General features: G+C 62.2%; 17 protein-coding genes. 10 read left to right on the top strand and 7 right to left on the bottom strand.

What is annotated here, in order from left to right:
- Positions 1 to 82: 82 nt before the first annotated feature.
- Both AC3WLP_RS03725 and AC3WLP_RS03730 read left to right on the top strand, forming a co-directional pair.
- Complete coding sequence (locus tag AC3WLP_RS03725; protein WP_003251630.1) at positions 83 to 445, top strand: PilZ domain-containing protein; 363 nt, start codon at positions 83 to 85, stop codon at positions 443 to 445.
- A gap of 263 nt (positions 446 to 708) precedes the next feature.
- The gene (locus AC3WLP_RS03730) at positions 709 to 2226 is read left to right on the top strand and encodes a nucleobase:cation symporter-2 family protein (protein ID WP_012053706.1); all 1518 of its coding nucleotides are present in this window, start codon (positions 709 to 711) and stop codon (positions 2224 to 2226) included.
- 35 nt (positions 2227 to 2261) lie between these two features.
- Here AC3WLP_RS03730 and radA read toward each other — a convergent pair whose 3' ends face one another.
- On the bottom strand, positions 2262 to 3632 hold the full coding sequence (radA, locus tag AC3WLP_RS03735; protein WP_003251626.1) for a DNA repair protein RadA: 1371 nt from the start codon (positions 3630 to 3632) through the stop codon (positions 2262 to 2264).
- A 176-nt stretch (positions 3633 to 3808) separates the two neighbouring features.
- Between radA and mscL the strand changes: the two genes are divergently transcribed.
- Entirely contained in the window at positions 3809 to 4228 is a 420-nt protein-coding gene (gene mscL, locus AC3WLP_RS03740) for a large-conductance mechanosensitive channel protein MscL (RefSeq protein WP_003251622.1), read from the top strand.
- A 276-nt stretch (positions 4229 to 4504) separates the two neighbouring features.
- Here mscL and AC3WLP_RS03745 read toward each other — a convergent pair whose 3' ends face one another.
- Positions 4505 to 5281 carry a ferredoxin--NADP reductase gene (locus tag AC3WLP_RS03745; RefSeq protein WP_029611788.1) on the bottom strand — a complete coding sequence of 259 codons (777 nt, stop codon included), beginning with the start codon at positions 5279 to 5281 and terminating at the stop codon, positions 4505 to 4507.
- Between the two features lie 215 nt (positions 5282 to 5496).
- On the opposite strand from AC3WLP_RS03745, the gene AC3WLP_RS03750 reads away from it, so the two are divergent.
- Positions 5497 to 6204: an autoinducer binding domain-containing protein gene (locus tag AC3WLP_RS03750; protein WP_012053708.1), complete on the top strand. Its 708-nt coding sequence runs from the start codon at positions 5497 to 5499 to the stop codon at positions 6202 to 6204.
- Positions 6205 to 6300: 96 nt separating this feature from the next.
- Complete coding sequence (locus AC3WLP_RS03755) at positions 6301 to 7425, top strand: methyltransferase (protein WP_012053709.1); 1125 nt, start codon at positions 6301 to 6303, stop codon at positions 7423 to 7425.
- Between the two features lie 105 nt (positions 7426 to 7530).
- Here AC3WLP_RS03755 and AC3WLP_RS03760 read toward each other — a convergent pair whose 3' ends face one another.
- The 3 genes from AC3WLP_RS03760 to AC3WLP_RS03770 are packed head-to-tail and all read right to left on the bottom strand — an operon-like array spanning position 7531 to position 10143.
- Positions 7531 to 7686, bottom strand: a complete 156-nt coding sequence (locus AC3WLP_RS03760) for a DUF2474 domain-containing protein (protein ID WP_003251614.1) — start codon at positions 7684 to 7686, stop codon at positions 7531 to 7533.
- A gap of 9 nt (positions 7687 to 7695) precedes the next feature.
- Positions 7696 to 8703, bottom strand: coding sequence for a cytochrome d ubiquinol oxidase subunit II (gene cydB, locus AC3WLP_RS03765; RefSeq protein WP_003251612.1), 1008 nt, complete (start codon positions 8701 to 8703; stop codon positions 7696 to 7698).
- Positions 8704 to 8706: 3 nt separating this feature from the next.
- Entirely contained in the window at positions 8707 to 10143 is a 1437-nt protein-coding gene (locus AC3WLP_RS03770) for a cytochrome ubiquinol oxidase subunit I (RefSeq protein ID WP_010955309.1), read from the bottom strand.
- A 344-nt stretch (positions 10144 to 10487) separates the two neighbouring features.
- Here AC3WLP_RS03770 and AC3WLP_RS03775 point away from each other — a divergent pair, with 344 nt between their 5' ends.
- The 3 genes from AC3WLP_RS03775 (at position 10488) to trmA (ending at position 14315) form a co-directional block, all read left to right on the top strand.
- Entirely contained in the window at positions 10488 to 11708 is a 1221-nt protein-coding gene (locus AC3WLP_RS03775; RefSeq protein WP_003251608.1) for an MFS transporter, read from the top strand.
- Between the two features lie 229 nt (positions 11709 to 11937).
- Positions 11938 to 13233, top strand: a complete 1296-nt coding sequence (locus AC3WLP_RS03780) for an NCS2 family permease (protein WP_003251606.1) — start codon at positions 11938 to 11940, stop codon at positions 13231 to 13233.
- Entirely contained in the window at positions 13230 to 14315 is a 1086-nt protein-coding gene (trmA, locus tag AC3WLP_RS03785) for a tRNA (uridine(54)-C5)-methyltransferase TrmA (protein WP_012053711.1), read from the top strand. Before AC3WLP_RS03780 ends, trmA begins: the two co-directional genes overlap by 4 nt.
- A 169-nt stretch (positions 14316 to 14484) precedes the next feature.
- Here the strand turns inward: trmA and pcaG are convergent, their stop codons facing one another.
- Positions 14485 to 15090 (bottom strand): protocatechuate 3,4-dioxygenase subunit alpha, encoded by a 606-nt coding sequence (gene pcaG / locus AC3WLP_RS03790; protein ID WP_003251601.1) that lies wholly within the window; start codon positions 15088 to 15090, stop codon positions 14485 to 14487.
- Positions 15091 to 15100: 10 nt separating this feature from the next.
- Positions 15101 to 15820, bottom strand: coding sequence for a protocatechuate 3,4-dioxygenase subunit beta (gene pcaH / locus AC3WLP_RS03795; protein WP_014754437.1), 720 nt, complete (start codon positions 15818 to 15820; stop codon positions 15101 to 15103).
- Positions 15821 to 16019: 199 nt separating this feature from the next.
- Here pcaH and ypfJ point away from each other — a divergent pair, with 199 nt between their 5' ends.
- Both ypfJ and AC3WLP_RS03805 read left to right on the top strand, forming a co-directional pair.
- Entirely contained in the window at positions 16020 to 16910 is an 891-nt protein-coding gene (gene ypfJ / locus AC3WLP_RS03800) for a KPN_02809 family neutral zinc metallopeptidase (RefSeq protein ID WP_014754439.1), read from the top strand.
- Positions 16911 to 17081: 171 nt separating this feature from the next.
- Positions 17082 to 19001 (top strand): methyl-accepting chemotaxis protein, encoded by a 1920-nt coding sequence (locus tag AC3WLP_RS03805; protein WP_012053712.1) that lies wholly within the window; start codon positions 17082 to 17084, stop codon positions 18999 to 19001.
- The last annotated feature ends 69 nt before the right edge of the window (positions 19002 to 19070 follow it).

Raw genomic sequence — 19070 nt, forward strand, 5'->3', positions numbered from 1 at the left:
CGGCCTGATTGCAGTACCTGATGCACATGCAACTCTAACTATAGTCAGGATGACACCTGATGACCTATCGAGGATCCAAGCCATGAGCGATCATGACGAACGCCGCCGCTTTCAACGCATCGACTTCGATGCCCCCATCGAGCTGCGCCAGGGGCTGAAACGCTGGCCTGCAAAACTGCTGGACCTTTCACTCAAAGGCTTGCTGATCGAACGCCCCGCAGGCTGGGATGCCGACCTGACTCAGGACTTCGACGCCATCATCGAGCTGAACGAGGATGCCCGTGTGCAGATGCAGGTCGAACTGCGCCACGAAGAACCGGACCGCCTGGGCTTCATCTGCCTGTACATCGACCTCGACTCGATGAGCCATTTGCACCGTCTTGTGGAATTGAACGTGGCTGACAGCACCGAAATGATGCGTGAGCTGCGTGAACTCATCGAATAATAAAATCTCTTAGCTAGCTAATAGCCTTCCCGCCTGGTGTTTCTTGTCTACCCAGACAGCTTTAAGCCTGGGTAGCGTTGCTTTGTACACACCCTTCTAATACAGCTTCTGCCAAGTTGGTACGCCTTCTGCATTGGGTTTTAACACACCCTGCGGCCGGATCTGTTCGCGCTCCGATCAAAATATTGTATACAATTCTTGTGGCAATCATTTGTAGGAAGTGTCTACAGTAGCGGCACAACAATAAACAGAGAGCCTGCTCCATGACTACGTCCCCTAGCACGTCTCCCGCCAAGCGACCCGAGGATGAAAACCTCGGTCTTGGTGCCAACCTGGCCTATGGTCTGCAGCATGTGCTGACCATGTATGGTGGGATCGTCGCAGTACCCCTGATCCTGGGGCAGGCCGCGGGCCTGAATGGTGCCGAAATCGGCATGCTGATCGCCGCATCGCTGTTCGCCGGTGGCCTTGCCACCCTGCTGCAGACCCTTGGCCTGCCGTTCTTCGGTTGCCAGTTGCCGCTTGTGCAAGGCGTGTCGTTCGCCGGTGTGGCGACCATGGGTGCGATCCTGAGCAGCGAGGGGGGCGGTGGCCTGCCAGGAGTGCTCGGCGCGGTCATGGCTGCGTCGCTGATCGGCTTTCTGATCACACCGGTGTTCTCGCGCATCACCAAGTTCTTCCCGCCGCTGGTGACCGGTATCGTGATCACCACCATCGGCCTGACCCTGATGCCGGTTGCCGCACGCTGGGTAATGGGTGGCAACAGCGCCTCGCCGGAGTTCGGCAGCGTGGCCAACATCGGCCTGGCCGGGCTGACCTTCGCCATCGTGCTGCTGCTGAGCAAGCTTGGCAGCGCCACCATCTCACGCCTGTCGATCCTGCTGGCTATGGTGGTCGGCACGCTGATCGCCTGGGCATTGGGCATGACCGATTTCAGCAAGGTCAGCGAAGGCCCGATGTTCGCCTTCCCCACGCCTTTCCACTTTGGCATGCCGGAGTTCCACATCGCCGCGATCCTGTCGATGTGTATCGTGATCATGGTCACCCTGGTGGAAACGTCGGCCGATATCCTCGCCGTGGGTGAGATCATCGACACCAAGGTGGACTCCAAGCGCCTGGGCAACGGCCTGCGCGCCGACATGGCCTCGAGCATCCTGGCGCCGATTTTCGGTTCGTTCACCCAAAGCGCGTTCGCCCAGAACGTTGGCCTGGTGGCCGTGACCGGGGTCAAGAGCCGCTACGTGGTGGCTACCGGCGGCGTGATTCTGGTGGTACTCGGCCTGCTGCCAGTCATGGGCCGGGTGATTGCCGCCGTGCCTACCCCGGTACTGGGCGGCGCCGGTATCGTGCTGTTCGGCACCGTGGCGGCCAGCGGTATCCGCACCCTGTCCAAGGTCAGCTACAAGAACAACGTCAACCTGATCATCGTCGCGGCCTCGCTGGGCTTCGGCATGATCCCGATTGCCGCGCCGACCTTCTACCACCACTTCCCGAACTGGTTCGAGACCATCTTCCACTCCGGCATCAGCTCGGCGGCGATCATGGCCATCCTGCTGAACCTGATCTTCAACCACTTCACCACCGGCAACTCGGAAAACCAGTCAGTGTTCGCTGCAGCCTACGAGCGCACCATCCAGTATTCGGACATTTCCGCGCTGCGTGATGGGGACTACTTCAAAGATGGCAAGCTGTTCGATGCCGAAGGTAACGAAGTGCCGATGCTGGAACTGGACGAGCATGGCAATGAAACGGTCAGGCGCACGGCCGTTGCCGAACACTGACTGATTGCAGGAGCGAGCTTGCTCGCTCCTGCACACTATTCGAACAATGCATCCAGCGCCTGTTCCAGGCGGGTAACGGCAATCACCTGCAAACCCGCAGGCGCTTCTTTCGGCGCATTGCCCTTGGGTACGATGGCACGCTTGAAGCCGTGCTTGGCCGCTTCCTTCAAGCGCTCCTGACCACTGGGCACCGGCCGTACCTCGCCCGACAAGCCAATCTCGCCAAACACCAGCAAACCGTGGGCCAGTGGCCGGTTACGCAAGCTGGACATCACCGCCGCCAGCAGCGCCAGGTCCGAAGCCGTTTCCAGCACCTTCACTCCGCCGACCACGTTGAGAAACACATCCTGGTCATGGGTCGGGATACCGCCATGGCGGTGGAGCACCGCCAACAACATGGCCAGGCGGTTCTGGTCCAGGCCCAAGGTTACCCGCCGCGGGTTGGCCAGATGGCTATCGTCGACCAGCGCCTGCACCTCGACCAGCATTGGCCGGGTACCCTCCCAGGTTGCCATCACCACGCTACCCGGCACCTCTTCCTGAGTACGGTTGAGGAAGATCGCCGACGGGTTGGATACCTCCTTGAGACCACGATCGGTCATGCCGAACACGCCCAGCTCGTTGACCGCGCCAAAGCGGTTCTTGACCGCCCGCAGCAAGCGCAGCCGGCCATCGGACTCACCTTCGAAATACAGCACCGTGTCGACCATGTGCTCCAGCACCCTTGGGCCAGCCAGCGAGCCTTCCTTGGTCACGTGGCCGACCAGGAAGATTGCCGTACCGCTTTGCTTGGCGTAGCGCACCAGCAACGCTGTGCTTTCGCGCACCTGGGCCACGCCGCCCGGGGCCGATTGCAACTGCTCGGTGAAAATGGTCTGGATCGAGTCGATCACCATTACCCGCGGCTTCTCGACCCGCGCTGTGGCAATGATCGTCTCGATGCAGGTTTCGGTCATCACCTTGAGCTGGTCCTGGGGTAGGCCCAGCCGCCGCGAGCGCATGGCCACCTGCTGCTGCGACTCCTCCCCCGTGACATACAGTGCCGGCATGCCCACGGCGATGTTGCACAAGGTCTGTAGCAAAATGGTCGACTTGCCGATGCCGGGGTCACCGCCAATCAGCACCACCGAGCCATCCACCAAGCCGCCACCCAGCACGCGGTCCAGTTCGGTGCTGCTGGTCGTGAAACGCGGGATTTCCTCGACACTGACTTCGGCCAGGGTCTTGATCTGCGCTTGCTGTCCTGTCCAGCCAGCGCGGCCGCTACTGGGTGCAGCAGCGCCGCCGCTTTCGATCATGGTTTCGACCAGGGTGTTCCAGGCCCCGCATTCGCCGCACTGGCCGGCCCATTTGGGGAAGGTCGCGCCGCATTCGGTGCAGCCATACAAGCGCTTGGCCTTGGCCATGGGTGGGGTCTCCTGGAAAAATTCGCCATGATAACTGAGCAGGACGTGTCTCGAACGCCTCGAGATGCGACAAAACTATTCGTTCTAACTGCAGTCAGTAGCCCTGAACACAACGCATGAAGCGTTTAAGTGGCTTACACTGCGTTAACCTCACCTTTTGTTACAAGGAACCAAACATGGGCGTGCTCAACGAGTTCAAGGCTTTCGCAGTCAAAGGCAATGTCGTCGACATGGCGGTCGGTATCATCATCGGCGCGGCCTTCGGCAAGATCGTCTCGTCCTTCGTCGGCGACGTGATCATGCCGCCACTGGGCCTGCTGATCGGTGGCGTCGACTTCAGCGACCTGGCCATTACCCTGAAGGCTGCCGAAGGTGACGTGCCAGCGGTGGTGCTGGCGTATGGCAAGTTCATCCAGACCGTGATCGACTTCGTGATCGTGGCCTTTGCCATTTTCATGGGCGTGAAGGCGATCAACAAGCTCAAGCGTGAAGAAGCCGTGGCACCGACTACGCCGCCTGTGCCTTCGGCTGAAGAGACGCTGCTGACCGAAATCCGCGATTTGCTCAAGACGCAGAACCAGAACCGCTTGCCCTGAAATTGCCGGGGGCGCTGTAGGAGCGGGCATGCTGGCGAAGAATCCAGTGCGGTGGATGGCACCGGCTTCGCCGGTGTTCGCGGGTAAACCCGCTCCTACACGGCGGCCTGTGTCCAACCTCCGATGTGTGTCCACCACCAATCCGGTGTAGGAGCGGGTTTACCCGCGAATACGGTGGCGGCAGCAACGGTGAACGGCGGGTGGAGACTGGCCAGCAGGCCCGGCCCTTTCGCGGGTAAACCCGCGCCTACAGGCCCCGCAACGGCCGCAACGGACTTACCAGTAGTTCTCGACTGCCACCTGCCCCGGCCGCTTGCTCAGGCTCAATTGCAGGTCGCGCGCCTTGAGGACCTTGCGGGTTTCGTCGATCATTTCCGGGTTACCGCACAGCATCACACGAGAATGCTCTGGCGACAGTTCAAGCCCTGCCGCCCTCTCCAGCTCGCCATTCTCGATCAACGTCGTAATCCGCTGATTCAACGCCCCAGGGTGTTGTTCACGGGTCACCACGGGAATGAACTGCAACTTGCCCGCGTACTCGGCCAGGTAATCGCGCTGTTCCAGCCCGGCAATTTCATCCACATAGGCCAGCTCCTTCGCTTCGCGCACTGAATACACCAGCTTGATGCTGTCGAAGCGCTCCCAGGCCTCAAAGTCCTGGAGGATAGACATGAATGGCGCAATGCCGGTACCGGTAGCCAGCAGCCACAGGTCACGACCACCGACGAAGCGGTCGAGGGTGAGGAAACCGAACGCCTGGCGGTCGATCAGCAACGTATCGCCTGCACCCAAACGGCTCAGCTCACTGGTGAACTCACCACCTGGCACCACGATGGAAAAGAAATCCAGGTGCTCGTCATGGGGGGCGCTGACCATGGAATAGGCGCGCCACACCACACTACCATCGGCCTTGGTCACACCTAGCCGGGCGAATTGGCCGGAACGGAAGCGGAACCCCGCATCGCGCGTAACCCGCAGGCTGAAGAGGTTCGGCGTCAGTGGCTTAACATCAAGCAGTGTCTGGCGAGTGAACTTTTCGGCGCTAGCGGTCATATCGGGCTCCAGGGTTGGCGTGTGCACAGTGTCGCCTAAAGTGGCCAGGATAAAAACCACCGCTTTGTAGGGCCTCATCAAGGGTGATCGTGCCGAACTCGCAGAAAATCCTGTTCGCTATAACAAAAAAATCCCAACAGGATGGTAGGTCTTTTCCTACAATCATCCGGGTACTCAAACGGATTGGATCCTGTGCACCCGAAGGAGTGTTTCAGATGCTTCACTGGAAACCCGAGTATCTTCATGCGTTCGTCAGCGAACGCAGCCCGCAGAAGCTATTCGACATTGCAGTCCATCTGGCTCAGGACCTGGACATGGATTACCTTGGGCTGAACATCCGCATTCAGATCGCTACGCAAACGCCAAGGCTGTACCTCTACAGCAACTACCCAAGTGAGTGGATCGAACGCTACCAGCGCGACGACTTCTACAAGCAGGACCCGGCAGCGAACCTGAGTCACAGCTCGACGATGCCGGTGCTGTGGACCGATGACCTGTACAAGGAAGCTCCGCAATTTCGCGAAACGGCCTGCCAGCATGGCTTGCGCCACGGCTGGACACAGTCGCTTCACGATCAGCAGCACAACGAGAGCCAGATCAGTGTCGCTCGGCCAAACGGCCACATCGATATGCTCGAGCTGTACGACAAAGCCGGCAGTGTGCAGTGGCTGTGCCACACCCTTCACGCTGTACTGGGCGAGCACCACCTGAACGCCCTATGCCCACCCCAGCCGAAAATGAGCGAGCGTGAACTGGAAGTGCTGAAATGGTCTGCCGCCGGCAAGACCGCTGCCGATGTTGCCTCCATCCTCTCGCTGTCGCAAAGCACGGTCAATTTCCATATCCGCAGCGTGATCACCAAGACCAACGCAGCCAACAAGGCCGGAGCCATTGCCATTGCCGCCTTGCGTGGCTGGATCTGATCTTCGAACCTGCGACCTCGGGCAAAGCCCTGTAGAATCGCCCGGCAAAGCCCGGCGCGAACCGCAACGGGCAGTTTCGTACCCGAGCCAGACGCCATGCCCCTGTTGACCACCCCCTATGCCGAACTCGACCTGATCCGCCAGCCGGAGCAGGCCAACGACCCGTTGCAGGCCTTCGATGCCGCCGACGAGTACCTGCTTGCGCAGCTACACGATCAGGCACCCGACGCCAATTGCCGGGTACTGGTGCTCAATGACAGCTTCGGTGCCCTGGCCGCCAGCCTGGCGGGCCAGTTGCAGGTGGTCAGCAGCGGTGACTCGCACCTGGGGCACCTGGCCCTGGAAAAGAACCTGGCGCGCAATGGCCTGCCGTTCGACAGTGTGCCGTTCGTACCGGCCAGCGAACACTGGCAAGGCCCGTTCGACCGGGTGCTGGTGCGTGTACCCAAGACCCTGGCCCTGCTGGAAGAACAACTGATCCGCCTGCAAGGCCAGTTGGCACCCGGTGCGCAGGTGATTGCCGGGGCGATGATCAAGCACCTGCCGCGGGCGGCCGGCGACCTGATGGAAAAGTACATCGGCCCCGTACAGGCTTCGCTGGCCCTGAAAAAGGCCCGTTTGCTGACAGCAACGGTTGCCGAGCGGCCGCTCGCCAAGTCCCCCTACCCCAGCTGCTACCGCCTCGACGTGCCGGCACTTGACTTGATCAACCACGCCAACGTGTTCTGCCGTGAAGGCCTGGATATCGGGACGCGGGCGTTCCTCCCGCATCTACCACGCGACCTCGGCCGTGCGCGGGTGGCAGACCTGGGCTGCGGCAACGGCGTGCTCGCAATCGCCAGCGCCCTGGCCAATCCGGAGGCCGAGTACACCCTGGTCGACGAGTCGTACATGGCAGTGCAATCGGCGCAGGAGAACTGGCTGGCAGCGTTGGGCGAGCGCCCGGCGACCTTCTTCGCGGCCGATGGCCTGGCCGGGCTGGAGAAGCAGTCGCTGGATGTGGTGCTGTGCAACCCGCCGTTCCATCAACAGCAGGTAGTGGGCGATTTCCTCGCCTGGCGCATGTTCCAGCAGGCGCGTGAAGCGCTGGTGGTAGGTGGGGCGCTGTACATCGTGGGTAACCGGCACCTGGGCTATCACAGCAAGCTGGCGCGGTTGTTCCGGGGAGTGGAGCAGGTGGCGGCAACGCCCAAGTTCGTCATTCTGAAAGCCCGCAAGTAGGCGCGCCACCGCCCCCGTAGGAGCGGGCTTGCCCGCGAACACCGGCAACGCCGGTGCCATCTAGCGCGTTGCCTGCTTCGCGGGCAAGCCCGCTGCCGCTCTTTATCAATGTGTGGTCAGGCCCGCCGCCCCCATGAACAGCCGCATCACCCAGGCCGCCACCCCCAGCGCTGCGACGCTCATTGCCCAGATCAGCAACAGCCAACCCAGTCGCTGCCACAGCGGTTTCTTGTCTTCCAAACCATGTTTGCCAGCCATCATGCGGCCCTCCTAGTGGTAGCCGTCTTCGTGGGTGACCTTGCCGCGGAACACATAGTAGCTCCAGAAGGTATACATCAGGATAAACGGCAGGATGAACAGGGTACCCACCAGCATGAAACCCTGGCTTTGCGGTGGCGCTGCGGCATCCCAGATCGAAATCGACGGCGGGATGATGTTAGGCCACAGGCTGATTCCCAAGCCGCTGTAGCCAAGGAAGATCAGTACCAGCGTGAGCAGGAACGGCGTGTAGTGCGCGTTGCGTGCCACCGCTTTGAGCAACCCGTAGAAGGTCACCAGCACCAGCAGCGGTACCGGCATGAACCAGATCAGGTTGGGCATGCTGAACCAGCGGTCGGCAATCTGCGGGTAGGCGATGGGCGTCCACAGGCTGACGATACCGATCACCACCAGCAGCACCAGCGCCAGCGGTCGGGCCATATCGTGCATCTTCTGCTGCAGCGGCCCTTCGGTCTTCATGATCAGCCAGGTGCAACCCAGCAAGGTGTAGGCCACGATCAACCCCAGCCCGCAGAACAGGCTGAATGGGGTCAGCCAGTCCAGGGTGCCACCGGCAAAATGCCGGTCGACCACCTTGAACCCCTCCAGGAACGCGCCCAGCGCCACACCCTGGAAGAAGGTGGCGATCAGCGAACCCCAGATAAAAGCCTTGTCCCAGATGTGCCGTTTGTCGGCCTTGGCCTTGAAGCGGAACTCGAAGGCCACGCCTCGGAAAATCAGGCCGATCAGCATCAGGATCAGGGGCAGGTACAGGGCCTCGAGGACCACGGCATACGCCATCGGGAAGGCACCGAACAGTCCGGCACCGCCCAGGATCAACCAGGTTTCGTTGCCGTCCCATACCGGCGCGACAGTGTTCATCATGACATCACGGTCCTGCTCGCCCTTGACGAAGGGGAAGAGCATGCCGATCCCCAGGTCGAATCCGTCCATCACCACGTACATCATGACGCCGAAGATGATGATCACGGCCCAGATCAGTGGAAGGTCGATACCCATGGTTCAGTTCCCCTCGTTCAGGCTGGCAGAGGTGGCCTCGCGGCCATCATCGGCGGCGGACAAAGGCCGTGCCGGCGTGCGTTTCTGGCCTGGGCCTCCCGGTGTGTGCTCGTCACCCTCGCCGGTCTGCGGCCCTTTGCGTACCAGGCGCATCATGTAGCCAAGGCCGGTGCCAAACAGGGCGAAGTACACCACCACGAACGCCACAAGGGTGAAGCCGAGCTGGGCGTAGCTGTGGTTGGAAACACCGTCCGCCGTGCGCATCAGGCCGTACACCACCCAGGGCTGGCGGCCAATTTCGGTGGTGAACCAGCCGGCCAGCAGCGCGACCAGCCCGGATGGGCCCATCCACAGGGCCACATGCAGGAACGGGCGTGAACTGTACAGCGTGCCGCGTTTGCGCAACCACAGGCTCCACAGGCCAACGAAGATCATCAGGAAACCAAGCCCGACCATGATCCGGAACGACCAGAACACAATGGTCGAATTAGGCCGATCCTCGGGCGGGAACTCCTTCATCGCCGGCACCTGCTTGTCCAGGCTGTGAGTCAGGATCAGGCTACCGAGCGCCGGGATCTCGATCTTGAACCGGGTAGTCTCGGCCTCCATGTCGGGAATGCCGAACAGGATCAGCGGCGTCGGCTCACCGGGCACGTTCTCCCAGTGGCCTTCGATCGCGGCAATTTTCACCGGCTGGTGCTTGAGGGTATTGAGGCCGTGGAAATCGCCGATCACTGCCTGAATCGGGGCGACGATCAGTGCCATCCACATGGCCATCGACAGCATCTTGCGCACGGCCGGGTTGTCACGCCCGCGCAGCAGGTGCCAGGCCGCCGAGGCACCGACGAAGAACGCGGTGGACACGAACGCGGCAGTGGCCATGTGCATCAGGCGGTAGGGGAAGGAGGGGTTGAACACCACCGCAAACCAGTCCACCGGCACCACCCGACCATCGATGATCTCGTGACCTTGCGGGGTTTGCATCCAGCTGTTCGAGGCGAGAATCCAGAAGGTCGAGACCAGCGTACCGAGCGCTACCATCACCGTGGAGAAGAAGTGCAGACCACGGCCGACGCGGTTCCAGCCAAACAGCATGACGCCCAGGAAGCCGGCCTCGAGGAAGAACGCAGTCAGTACTTCGTAGGTGAGCAGCGGGCCGGTGACGGCGCCGGCAAAGTCGGAGAAGCGGCTCCAGTTGGTGCCGAACTGGTAGGCCATGACCAGGCCGGAGACCACGCCCATGCCGAAGTTGACGGCGAAGATCTTCGACCAGAAGTGATAGAGGTCACGGTAGACCTGGTTGTGGGTCCGCAGCCAAAGGCCTTCGAGGACTGCCAGGTAGCTGGCCAGGCCAATGGTGATGGCCGGGAACAGGATGTGGAACGACACGGTAAAGGCAAACTGCATTCGGGCGAGCTCTAAGGCCTCTATTCCGAACATGGTGCTTCCTCTTCAGATAATCCGGCGTCCGGGCTTGTGGCCTCAGTCGCCCACTGCCCCCACTGGGTCGAGTACGGCGTGTTGGAATTGTTCTGTTCGATCGCAGGGATTCCGGCCAGACGGCCATTTCATTGATCTGGAACGATTGACCCAGATCAATTAATGCTAGGAAGCATAGTCCCGAATGGCCCGGTGGGCCGTGTGGTGGATTGCCGCGTGACCTGTTGCCTCACCCTCTTTAATTAACAGTAGAAAAGTGCCGAACAGAGCAAACAGTAACCGTTTGTTACAAACAGGTGATACGCTGCGCACCCCCTCTACTGCGCCGAGGCCCCTGGTTTCCGATGTCCGATTCCGCACCGCAGTTGTTGCGTCACCATCGTCCTTTTTTGGCCTTCTGGCTGGCCCGCGTGTTCACCGCCAGCGGCTTCCAGATGCTCACCGTGGCCATCGGCTGGCACCTCTACCAATTGACCGGCAACGTCCTGGACCTGGGCCTGGTCGGCCTGGTCGAGTTCGCCCCACGGGTGCTGTTCATGCTGCACACCGGCCATGTCGCCGACCGCTATGACAGGCGCAAGGTCGCCGCCCTGTGCCAAAGCCTTCAGGGGCTGATTGCCCTGGCGCTGGCAGTGGGCAGTGCCACCGACAACGTCACCCGCGAACTGATCTTTGCCCTGGCCTTCCTGCTCGGCGCCACCCGCTCATTCGAAATGCCGGCAACCCAGGCGCTGCTGCCCAACGTGGTACCGGCCGGGCTGTTCCCGCGGGCAGTGGCGGCGTCGGCCTCGGCCACCCAGTCGGCGACCATCGTGGCGCCGGCGGTGGGCGGCTTTCTGTATGCCTTTGGCAGCATGTGGGTGTATGGCCCGACGGTGGCCCTGTACGCCATTGCCTGCGTGCTGACCCTGAGCCTGCAGGCGCACGGCCAGGTCGCCCAGCGCGGACGCGCCAGCATCGAATCGCTGCTGGCTGGCATCCGTTTCATTCGCAGCCGGCCCGACATCCTCGGCGCCATCTCGCTGGACCTGTTCGCCGTATTGTTGGGCGGGGCCACCGCGTTGCTGCCGGTATTTGCCAAAGACATCCTGCTGACCGGTCCGATGGGGCTCGGCCTGTTGCGCTCGGCGCCAGCGGTGGGGGCGTTGCTGATGTCGCTCTGGCTGGCGCGCTTCCCGTTCCAGCGCAACGTCGGGCGGACGATGTTCACTGCGGTCGGCGTGTTCGGCGTGGCGACCATCGCCTTCGGCCTGTCGACCTCGTTCTGGTTCTCGCTGGCGGTACTGGTGGTACTGGGTGCGGCAGACATGATCAGCATGGTCATTCGCAGCTCGTTCGTGCAGCTGGAGACACCGGATGAAATGCGTGGGCGGGTGAGCGCAGTGAACGGCTTGTTCATCGGTGCCTCGAACCAGCTCGGTGAGTTCGAATCGGGGGTGACCGCGCACTGGTTTGGTACAGTGCCGGCGGTGGTGCTGGGCGGGGTGGGCACCTTGGTGGTGACCGGGGTGTGGATAAAACTGTTCCCTACCCTGGCCAAGCGGGATCGGTTGCATAACGGGTGATGCATCACCCGTGCCGGCCTGTTCGCGGGCAAGCCCGCGCCTGCAGGGGACGTTACCCGCGCAGGGCCAGAAAAACCCATTCCCCAACGGCCATAGGCCCCCGCCATGCATGCTGGTATCATGCGCGGCTTTTTTCCTCCCTACACAAAACCACAGCATCCGGTACGGTCTGTGCTTTGCTGATGGGGTCGATACATTCATGGCGCCGGGGGCGCCTTGGGGAGCGGGCATGCTGGAAAGGCTGTTTCAACTAAGAGCACACAACACCAACGTGCGCACCGAGATTCTCGCGGGCGTCACCACCTTCCTGGCCATGGCCTACATCCTGTTCGTCAACCCGAGCATCCTCGGCGAGACCGGCATGGACAAGGGCGCGATCTTTGTCGCCACCTGCCTGGCAGCGGCCATCGGCTCCGCCACCATGGGCCTGATTGCCAACTACCCGATCGCCCTGGCACCGGGCATGGGCCTGAACGCGTTCTTCACCTACACCGTGGTGCTGCACATGGGCCACACCTGGCAGGTGGCACTGGGTGCCGTGTTCCTGTCGGCGGTGATGTTCTTCCTGCTGTCGATCTTCCGCATCCGCGAGTGGATCGTGAACAGCATCCCGCTGCCGCTGCGTTCGGCGATTGCCGCCGGTATCGGCCTGTTCCTGGCACTGATCGCCCTGCATAACGCCGGCATCGTCGTCGATAACCCAGCCACTTTGGTGGGCATGGGCGACCTCAAGCAGCCTTCAGTGATTCTCGCCACACTGGGCTTCTTCCTGATCGTCGGCCTTGAGTCGCTGAAAGTGCGCGGCGCGGTGCTGATCGGTATCCTGGCCGTCACCGTCGCGTCGATCGCCATGGGCGTCACGCCGTTCGGCGGGATCGTGTCGATGCCACCTTCGCTGGCACCCACCTTCCTGCAGCTGGACATCGCCGGTGCCCTCGATGTGGGCCTGATCAGCGTGATTTTCGCGTTCCTGTTCGTCGACCTGTTCGACAATTCCGGCACCCTGATCGCCGTGGCCAAGCGCGCCGGCCTGATGGGCAAGGACGGCCACATGCCGAAGATGGGCCGCGCCCTTATCGCCGACAGCACCGCCGCCATGGCCGGCTCCCTGCTGGGCACCTCGACCACCACCAGCTATATCGAGTCCGCTGCGGGTGTGAGCGCCGGTGGCCGCACCGGCCTGACGGCCATCGTGGTTGCCGTGCTGTTCCTGCTGGCGCTGTTCTTCGCCCCCCTGGCCGGCAGCGTGCCGGCGTTCGCCACCGCTCCGGCGCTGCTGTTCGTCGCGGTGCTGATGGCCTCGGGCCTGGCGGAAATAAACTGGGACGACGTCACCGAAGCCGCACCGGTGGTGGTAACTGCCTTGGCCATGCCGCTGACGTACTCGATCGCCAATGGTATCGCCTTCGGCTTCATCGCCTGGACCGCCGTCAAACTGATTTCCGGCCGCCGTCGCGACCTGAACCCGGCCCTGGTGATCCTTTCCATCCTGTTCGTCATCAAGCTAGGCTGGTTCAACGCATGAGTGCTGCTTTCGACCCCTCCTCCTACGCCACCCAACTGGACGCCAAGGTGGCCCGGCTGCGCGAGCTGCTGGCGCCATTCGGCGCGCCGGAACCGGCTGTTTTCGACTCACCGCGCGAGCATTACCGCCTGCGCGCCGAGTTCCGCCTGTGGCGCGAGGATGGCCAGCGCCACTACGCCATGTTCGCCCCAGGCGAGAAGCACAAGGCAATCCTGATCGACGATTTTCCCATTGCCAGCGAACGCATCAACGCGTTGATGCCACGCCTGAAGGCAGCCTGGCAGGCCAGCGAAGAACTGGGCAACCGCCTGTTCCAGGTGGAGTTCCTCACCACCCTGGCTGGCGATGCGATGATCACGATGTGCTATCACCGCCCGCTGGACGAGGCCTGGGAAGTGGAAGCACGGCAACTGGCTGAAGCGCTGGGGGTGAGCGTCATCGGCCGTTCCAAGGGCAAGCGCCTGGTTATCGGCCGCGACTACGCGGTGGAAAAACTCGATGTGGCTGGCCGCGTGTTCAGTTACCGCCAGCCGGAGGGTGCGTTCACTCAGCCCAACGGCGCAGTGAACCAGAAGATGCTCAGCTGGGCCTTCGAGGCCATGGGCGATCGTGAGGATGACTTGCTGGAACTGTATTGCGGCAACGGCAACTTCACCCTGCCGCTGGCCACGCGTGTACGCCAGGTGCTGGCCACCGAAATCAGCAAGACGTCGGTCAATGCCGCACTGAGCAACCTTGACGAAAACGCTGTGGATAACGTGCGGCTGGTACGCTTGTCGGCAGAGGAGCTGACCCAGGCACTGAATGAGGTGCGGCCGTTCCGTCGCCTGGAAGGCATCGACCTGAAGAGTTATCAGTTCGGTACCGTGTTCGTCGACCCACCGCGGGCAGGGATGGACCCGGATACCTGCGAGCTGACCCGGCGTTTCGAACGCATCCTGTACATCTCGTGCAACCCGGAAACGCTGGCAGCGAACATCGCCCAGTTGCAGGACACCCACCGCATCGAGCGCTGTGCATTGTTTGACCAGTTCCCGTATACCCACCATATGGAGAGTGGGGTTCTGCTGGTTCGGCGCTGATCGTTGTATTGCCGGGGCTGCTTTGCAGCCCATTCGCGGGCAAGCCCGCTCCTACATTGATCGGCGTACAGCCCGTTGATCGGCGTTCAGCCCATTGCTCGGCGTAAGCAGATCGTTGTAGGAGCGGGCTTGCCCGCGAATGGGCCGCAGAGCGGCCCCAAGCTTCACCTCAGAAGTCGAAGAAGACGGTCTCCCCTTCCCCCTGAATACGGATATCAAAGCGGTACGCCGTCTTCCCATCCACTTCGCAACGCTTGGCAATCAAGGTTTCACGCCGCTGCGGCTGCTCGATCAGGTTGAGCACCGGGCACTTGGCATTGGCCTGGGCCTCATCATCGAAATACAGGCGCGTGTGCAGGTGGATGTTGATGCCACGAGCAAACAGGCTGATGTTGATGTGCGGCGCCATCGGCACGCCCGCAGCGTTGTTCACCACACCCGGCTTGACCGTGTGCAGCGTCCACTCACCGGCATCGAAGGTCGTGGCGGTGCGGCCGAAGCTGTTGAAGGCGTTTTCCAGGTTGTAGGCATCCTGGTACTCGCCGTTAGCGTCGGCCTGCCACACTTCCAGGAACGAGTCGCGCACCAGGTGGCCGTTACCGTCATACACCTGGCCGAGCAGCAGAATGTGCTCGCCTGGTGCGTCTGGCTTGGCCAGGCGGTTCCAGATTTCCTGATCGCGGGTCGGGTTGCCGGCCGCTTCCAGGGCCAGGCCGATGTGCACATAGGGGCCGGCAGTCTGCGAAGGGGTTTCCGGCAGCAGTTCGATTGGCATGGCGGGGTCCTCAGCAGTTTTCGAAGTGGGTCTTGCGCTGGCCGCGCAGCACGATGTCGAAGCGGTAGGCCAGGCAGTCCATCGGGTTGGCGTTGCTCATGTCGAGCTTGGCGATCAACTGCTGCACGGCTTGCGGGTTGGCGATCGACTTGACGATCGGGCACATCGGGATCAGCGGGTCACCTTCGAAGTACAGCTGGGTGATCAACTTGGTGGCGATCGATGGGCCGCTGATGGCGAAGTGGATATGCGCCGGACGCCAGTCGTTCGGGCCGTTGCGCCACGGGTACGGGCCCGGCTTGATGGTGCGGAAGCTGTAGTAGCCGTCGCGGTCGGTCAGGCACCGGCCAACACCACCAAAGTTCGGGTCCAGCGGCGCCAGGTAGCGGTCGTTCTTGTGGCGATAGCGGCCGCCGGCGTTGGCTTGCCACATCTCCACCAAGGTGTTCGGCACAGGCTTGCCGTACTGGTCGACGACACGGCCGGCAACGATGATGCGCTCGCCGATTGGCAGGCCACCGTTATTGAAGTTCAGCAGCAGGTCATGGTCATGGGCGCCGAAGTCCAGGTGGGAAAAATCCGGACCAGTGGTTTCGCTGATCGACTGCGGAATACTGACCAGTGCCTGGCGCGGCGAGCGGGCAATGGACGTCTTGTAGTCAGGCGTAAGGGCTTTGGGGTGCCAGTTGCGATCACGGATCACGAAGCGGCTGTTGTCCTGGGCGGGCATGCCGGTTTCCTCTCTTGGAATTATGAGAACGCCTGAGTGTGGCAGGCGGACTTACAGTTTCCGGCAGGTCGCGGGCGATGAACATTGAAATCGACCCCTTGATACATAACCAAATGGTTATGGATAAACACCTCGGCCTGACAGGTTCCACCTTCGTGAACTAATCTTTGTCTTCTTGTTTCACGCTCGGAGAGCATTCATGGAATGGCGAAAAGGCCGACGCAGCGACAACGTGGTCGATGCCCGAGGCGAAGGTGGCGGCGGCGGCATGCGTTTCGGCGGCGGCAAGGGGCTGGGGCTTGGGGCAATCCTGCTGATCGTCGGCATCGGCTGGCTCACCGGGCAGGACCCGTTGCAGATTCTTGGCCAGCTTGCCGGGCAGATGGAGCAGCAACAACAGCAGACGGCGCCCAGTGGTGCGGGCGGCAAGGCGCCACCGGCCAACGACCAGCAAGCCGATTTCGTCGCCTCGGTTCTGGGTGACACCGAAGACACCTGGAAAGCCCTGTTCGCCGAGGCCGGCAAACAATACCGTGACCCCAAACTGGTCCTGTTCAGCGGCCAAGTCAATTCGGCCTGCGGTTTTGCCTCGGCAGCGGTTGGGCCGTTCTATTGCCCGGCGGACCAGCGGGTGTACCTGGACATGTCGTTCTTCCGTGAAATGGAAACCCGCTTCGCTGCAGCTGGCGACTTCGCCCAGGCCTACGTGATCGCCCATGAAATCGGTCACCATGTGCAGACACTGCTGGGCGTCTCGGCCAAGGTCGACGCCGCACGACGCGCTGGCCAGCGCATGGAGGGCGACAACGGCCTGTTGGTGCGCCAGGAGTTGCAGGCCGACTGTCTGGCCGGGGTATGGGCCTACCAGGCGCAGAAACGCCTGAACTGGCTGGAGCCAGGCGATGTCGAGGAAGCGCTGAATGCGGCCAATGCAATCGGCGACGACCGCCTGCAGCAGCAAAGCCGCGGGCGCGTAGTGCCAGACTCGTTCACCCACGGTACCTCGGCGCAGCGGATGCGCTGGTTCAAGGCCGGGTTTGCCGAAGGTGAAGTGAACCGCTGCGACACCTTCAGTGCACGCACTCTCTGATACCCGGTGCAACAGGGACCGCGTGAGACCGCTTGCTGACATTTTGCTGAAAAAGCGTTTCAGCTTCCCCAATCATGGCCGATAACCCCTGCACGAATCAGCGGGCATCCAGAACAACAACGCCTGGCGATCGAAGATCAAGAGAGCGAAATCAACTTCTGGAGAGCGTGCATGAACAGCTGGTTCGCCAACATCAGCGTCAACCTTAAACTCGGCCTGGGCTTCGGCCTGGTGCTGGTTCTCACTGGCCTGCTAGCCCTCACCGGCTGGACCAGCCTGGGCAGCCTGATCGACCGTAGCAACTGGATGGGCGATATTGGCCAGCTGAACAAGGACCTCACCGATCTGCGCATTGCGCGCCTGCAGTACATGATCGCCAACGGCGACGATACCGCCGCCGCCAACACCCTGGCCAAGCTGGACGCATTCAGCAAGCAGCAGGCCTACCTGGCCACCACCTTCAAAAGCCCGGAGAACGTCAAGCTGCTGGGTGAGCTGGGCGATACCATCAGTGCCTACAAGCTGTCGCTGAACAAGATGCGCCAGGGCTACGACGCCACCCGCGCAGCGCGCGTTTCCATGGACAGCTCGGCCATTCGCGCCGACCAGGCCATGGATGCGCTCAGCCAGGAGGTGATGGCTCGCCCCGAGGCTGACAGCGTGCGCCTGGCCCAGTACCAGCTGATCAGCAAGGCCCGCCAGCAGCTGCTGCAGGTACGCATCGATGTGCGTGGCTACATCGCCGAGAACAGCAGCGCCAACGAGCAGGCCGCCTTGCGCCAGCTGGATGCAGCACTGGCCGATACCGACAATCTCAAGCGCCAGCTGCCCAGCGCAGATACGCGCCTGCAACAGTTCGAAAACGCGGTACTGGCCTATCGTGACGCCGTACGCCAGTTCCGCGACGCGGTTGCCAACATCACCACCTCGCGCGCCGAAATGACCGTGCAGGGCGCCGACATCGTCAAGCGCAGTGACGCGCTGTACCAGATCCAGCTAGAGCGCCGTGACATCGAGAGTACCCAGGCCCGCAGCCTGCAGGCCATCGCCACACTGCTGGCGCTGCTGGTCGGCGTACTGGCGGCGGTGCTGATCACCCGCCAGATCACCCGCCCGTTGCAAGACACCCTGGTGGCCGTGGAAAAAATCGCCAGTGGCGACCTTACCCAGCACATGCGCGTCACCCGCCGTGACGAACTGGGCGTGCTGCAGCAAGGCATCGCGCGCATGGGCACCACCCTGCGCGAGCTGATCAGCGGCATCCGCGATGGCGTCACCCAGATTGCCAGCGCCGCCGAAGAGCTGTCGGCAGTCACCGAACAGACCAGCGCGGGCGCCAACAGCCAGAAAGTCGAGACCGACCAGGTGGCCACCGCCATGCACGAAATGGCCGCGACCGTTCAGGAAGTGGCGCGCAATGCCGAGCAGGCCTCACATGCAGCTACAGGTGCCGATGACGAAGCCCGTGCCGGCGACCGCGTGGTGGGCGAAGCGATTGGCCAGATCGAACGCCTGGCCGAAGACATGCACCGCTCCACCGAGGCCATGAACCTGCTGCAGCAGGAAAGCCAGAAAATTGGTAGCGTGATGGACGTGATCAAGTCGGTGGCCGAACAGACCAACCTGCTGGCGCTCAACGCAGCGATCGAGGCAGCGCGTGCCGGCGAGGCAGGCCGTGGCTTTGCCGTGGTTGCCGACGAAGTGCGCGGCCTGGCCCAGCGCACGCAGAAGTCTACCGAAGAGATCGAAGAGCTGATTGCCAGCCTGCAGCACGGTACCCAGCAAGTGGCGAATGCCATGCAGGGCAGCCGTACCCTGACCGACAGCAGCGTTGAACTGGCGCGAAAGGCCGGGTCATCGCTGGAGAGTATTACCAGTACGGTATCGAGCATCCAGTCGATGAACCAGCAGATTGCTGCGGCGGCAGAGCAGCAGAGTGCGGTGGCTGAAGAGATCAGCCGAAGCATCCTGAATGTGCGTGATGTGTCAGAGCAAACCGCAGCAGCCAGTGACGAGACGGCAGCGTCGAGTGTGGAGCTGGCGCGGTTGGGTGGGCAGTTGCAGACACTGGTCAGCCAGTTCCGCGTCTGACCTTTGGAACCTGGGGCCGCTTTGCGGCCCTTTCGCGACACAAGGCCCCAACGCAGGTCCTCGTGGGAG

It is taken from the genome of Pseudomonas sp. FW305-E2 (assembly GCF_058782925.1).

Excerpts from the sequence above, each read along its gene's own strand:
- AC3WLP_RS03725 (WP_003251630.1), top strand. The coding sequence starts at position 83 with ATGAGCGATCATGACGAACGCCGCCGCTTTCAACGCATCGACTTCGAT.
- AC3WLP_RS03730 (WP_012053706.1), top strand. The coding sequence starts at position 709 with ATGACTACGTCCCCTAGCACGTCTCCCGCCAAGCGACCCGAGGATGAA.
- radA (WP_003251626.1), bottom strand. The coding sequence starts at position 3,632 with ATGGCCAAGGCCAAGCGCTTGTATGGCTGCACCGAATGCGGCGCGACC.
- mscL (WP_003251622.1), top strand. The coding sequence starts at position 3,809 with ATGGGCGTGCTCAACGAGTTCAAGGCTTTCGCAGTCAAAGGCAATGTC.
- AC3WLP_RS03745 (WP_029611788.1), bottom strand. The coding sequence starts at position 5,281 with ATGACCGCTAGCGCCGAAAAGTTCACTCGCCAGACACTGCTTGATGTT.
- AC3WLP_RS03750 (WP_012053708.1), top strand. The coding sequence starts at position 5,497 with ATGCTTCACTGGAAACCCGAGTATCTTCATGCGTTCGTCAGCGAACGC.
- AC3WLP_RS03755 (WP_012053709.1), top strand. The coding sequence starts at position 6,301 with ATGCCCCTGTTGACCACCCCCTATGCCGAACTCGACCTGATCCGCCAG.
- AC3WLP_RS03760 (WP_003251614.1), bottom strand. The coding sequence starts at position 7,686 with ATGATGGCTGGCAAACATGGTTTGGAAGACAAGAAACCGCTGTGGCAG.
- cydB (WP_003251612.1), bottom strand. The coding sequence starts at position 8,703 with ATGGGTATCGACCTTCCACTGATCTGGGCCGTGATCATCATCTTCGGC.
- AC3WLP_RS03770 (WP_010955309.1), bottom strand. The coding sequence starts at position 10,143 with ATGTTCGGAATAGAGGCCTTAGAGCTCGCCCGAATGCAGTTTGCCTTT.
- AC3WLP_RS03775 (WP_003251608.1), top strand. The coding sequence starts at position 10,488 with ATGTCCGATTCCGCACCGCAGTTGTTGCGTCACCATCGTCCTTTTTTG.
- AC3WLP_RS03780 (WP_003251606.1), top strand. The coding sequence starts at position 11,938 with ATGCTGGAAAGGCTGTTTCAACTAAGAGCACACAACACCAACGTGCGC.
- trmA (WP_012053711.1), top strand. The coding sequence starts at position 13,230 with ATGAGTGCTGCTTTCGACCCCTCCTCCTACGCCACCCAACTGGACGCC.
- pcaG (WP_003251601.1), bottom strand. The coding sequence starts at position 15,090 with ATGCCAATCGAACTGCTGCCGGAAACCCCTTCGCAGACTGCCGGCCCC.
- pcaH (WP_014754437.1), bottom strand. The coding sequence starts at position 15,820 with ATGCCCGCCCAGGACAACAGCCGCTTCGTGATCCGTGATCGCAACTGG.
- ypfJ (WP_014754439.1), top strand. The coding sequence starts at position 16,020 with ATGGAATGGCGAAAAGGCCGACGCAGCGACAACGTGGTCGATGCCCGA.
- AC3WLP_RS03805 (WP_012053712.1), top strand. The coding sequence starts at position 17,082 with ATGAACAGCTGGTTCGCCAACATCAGCGTCAACCTTAAACTCGGCCTG.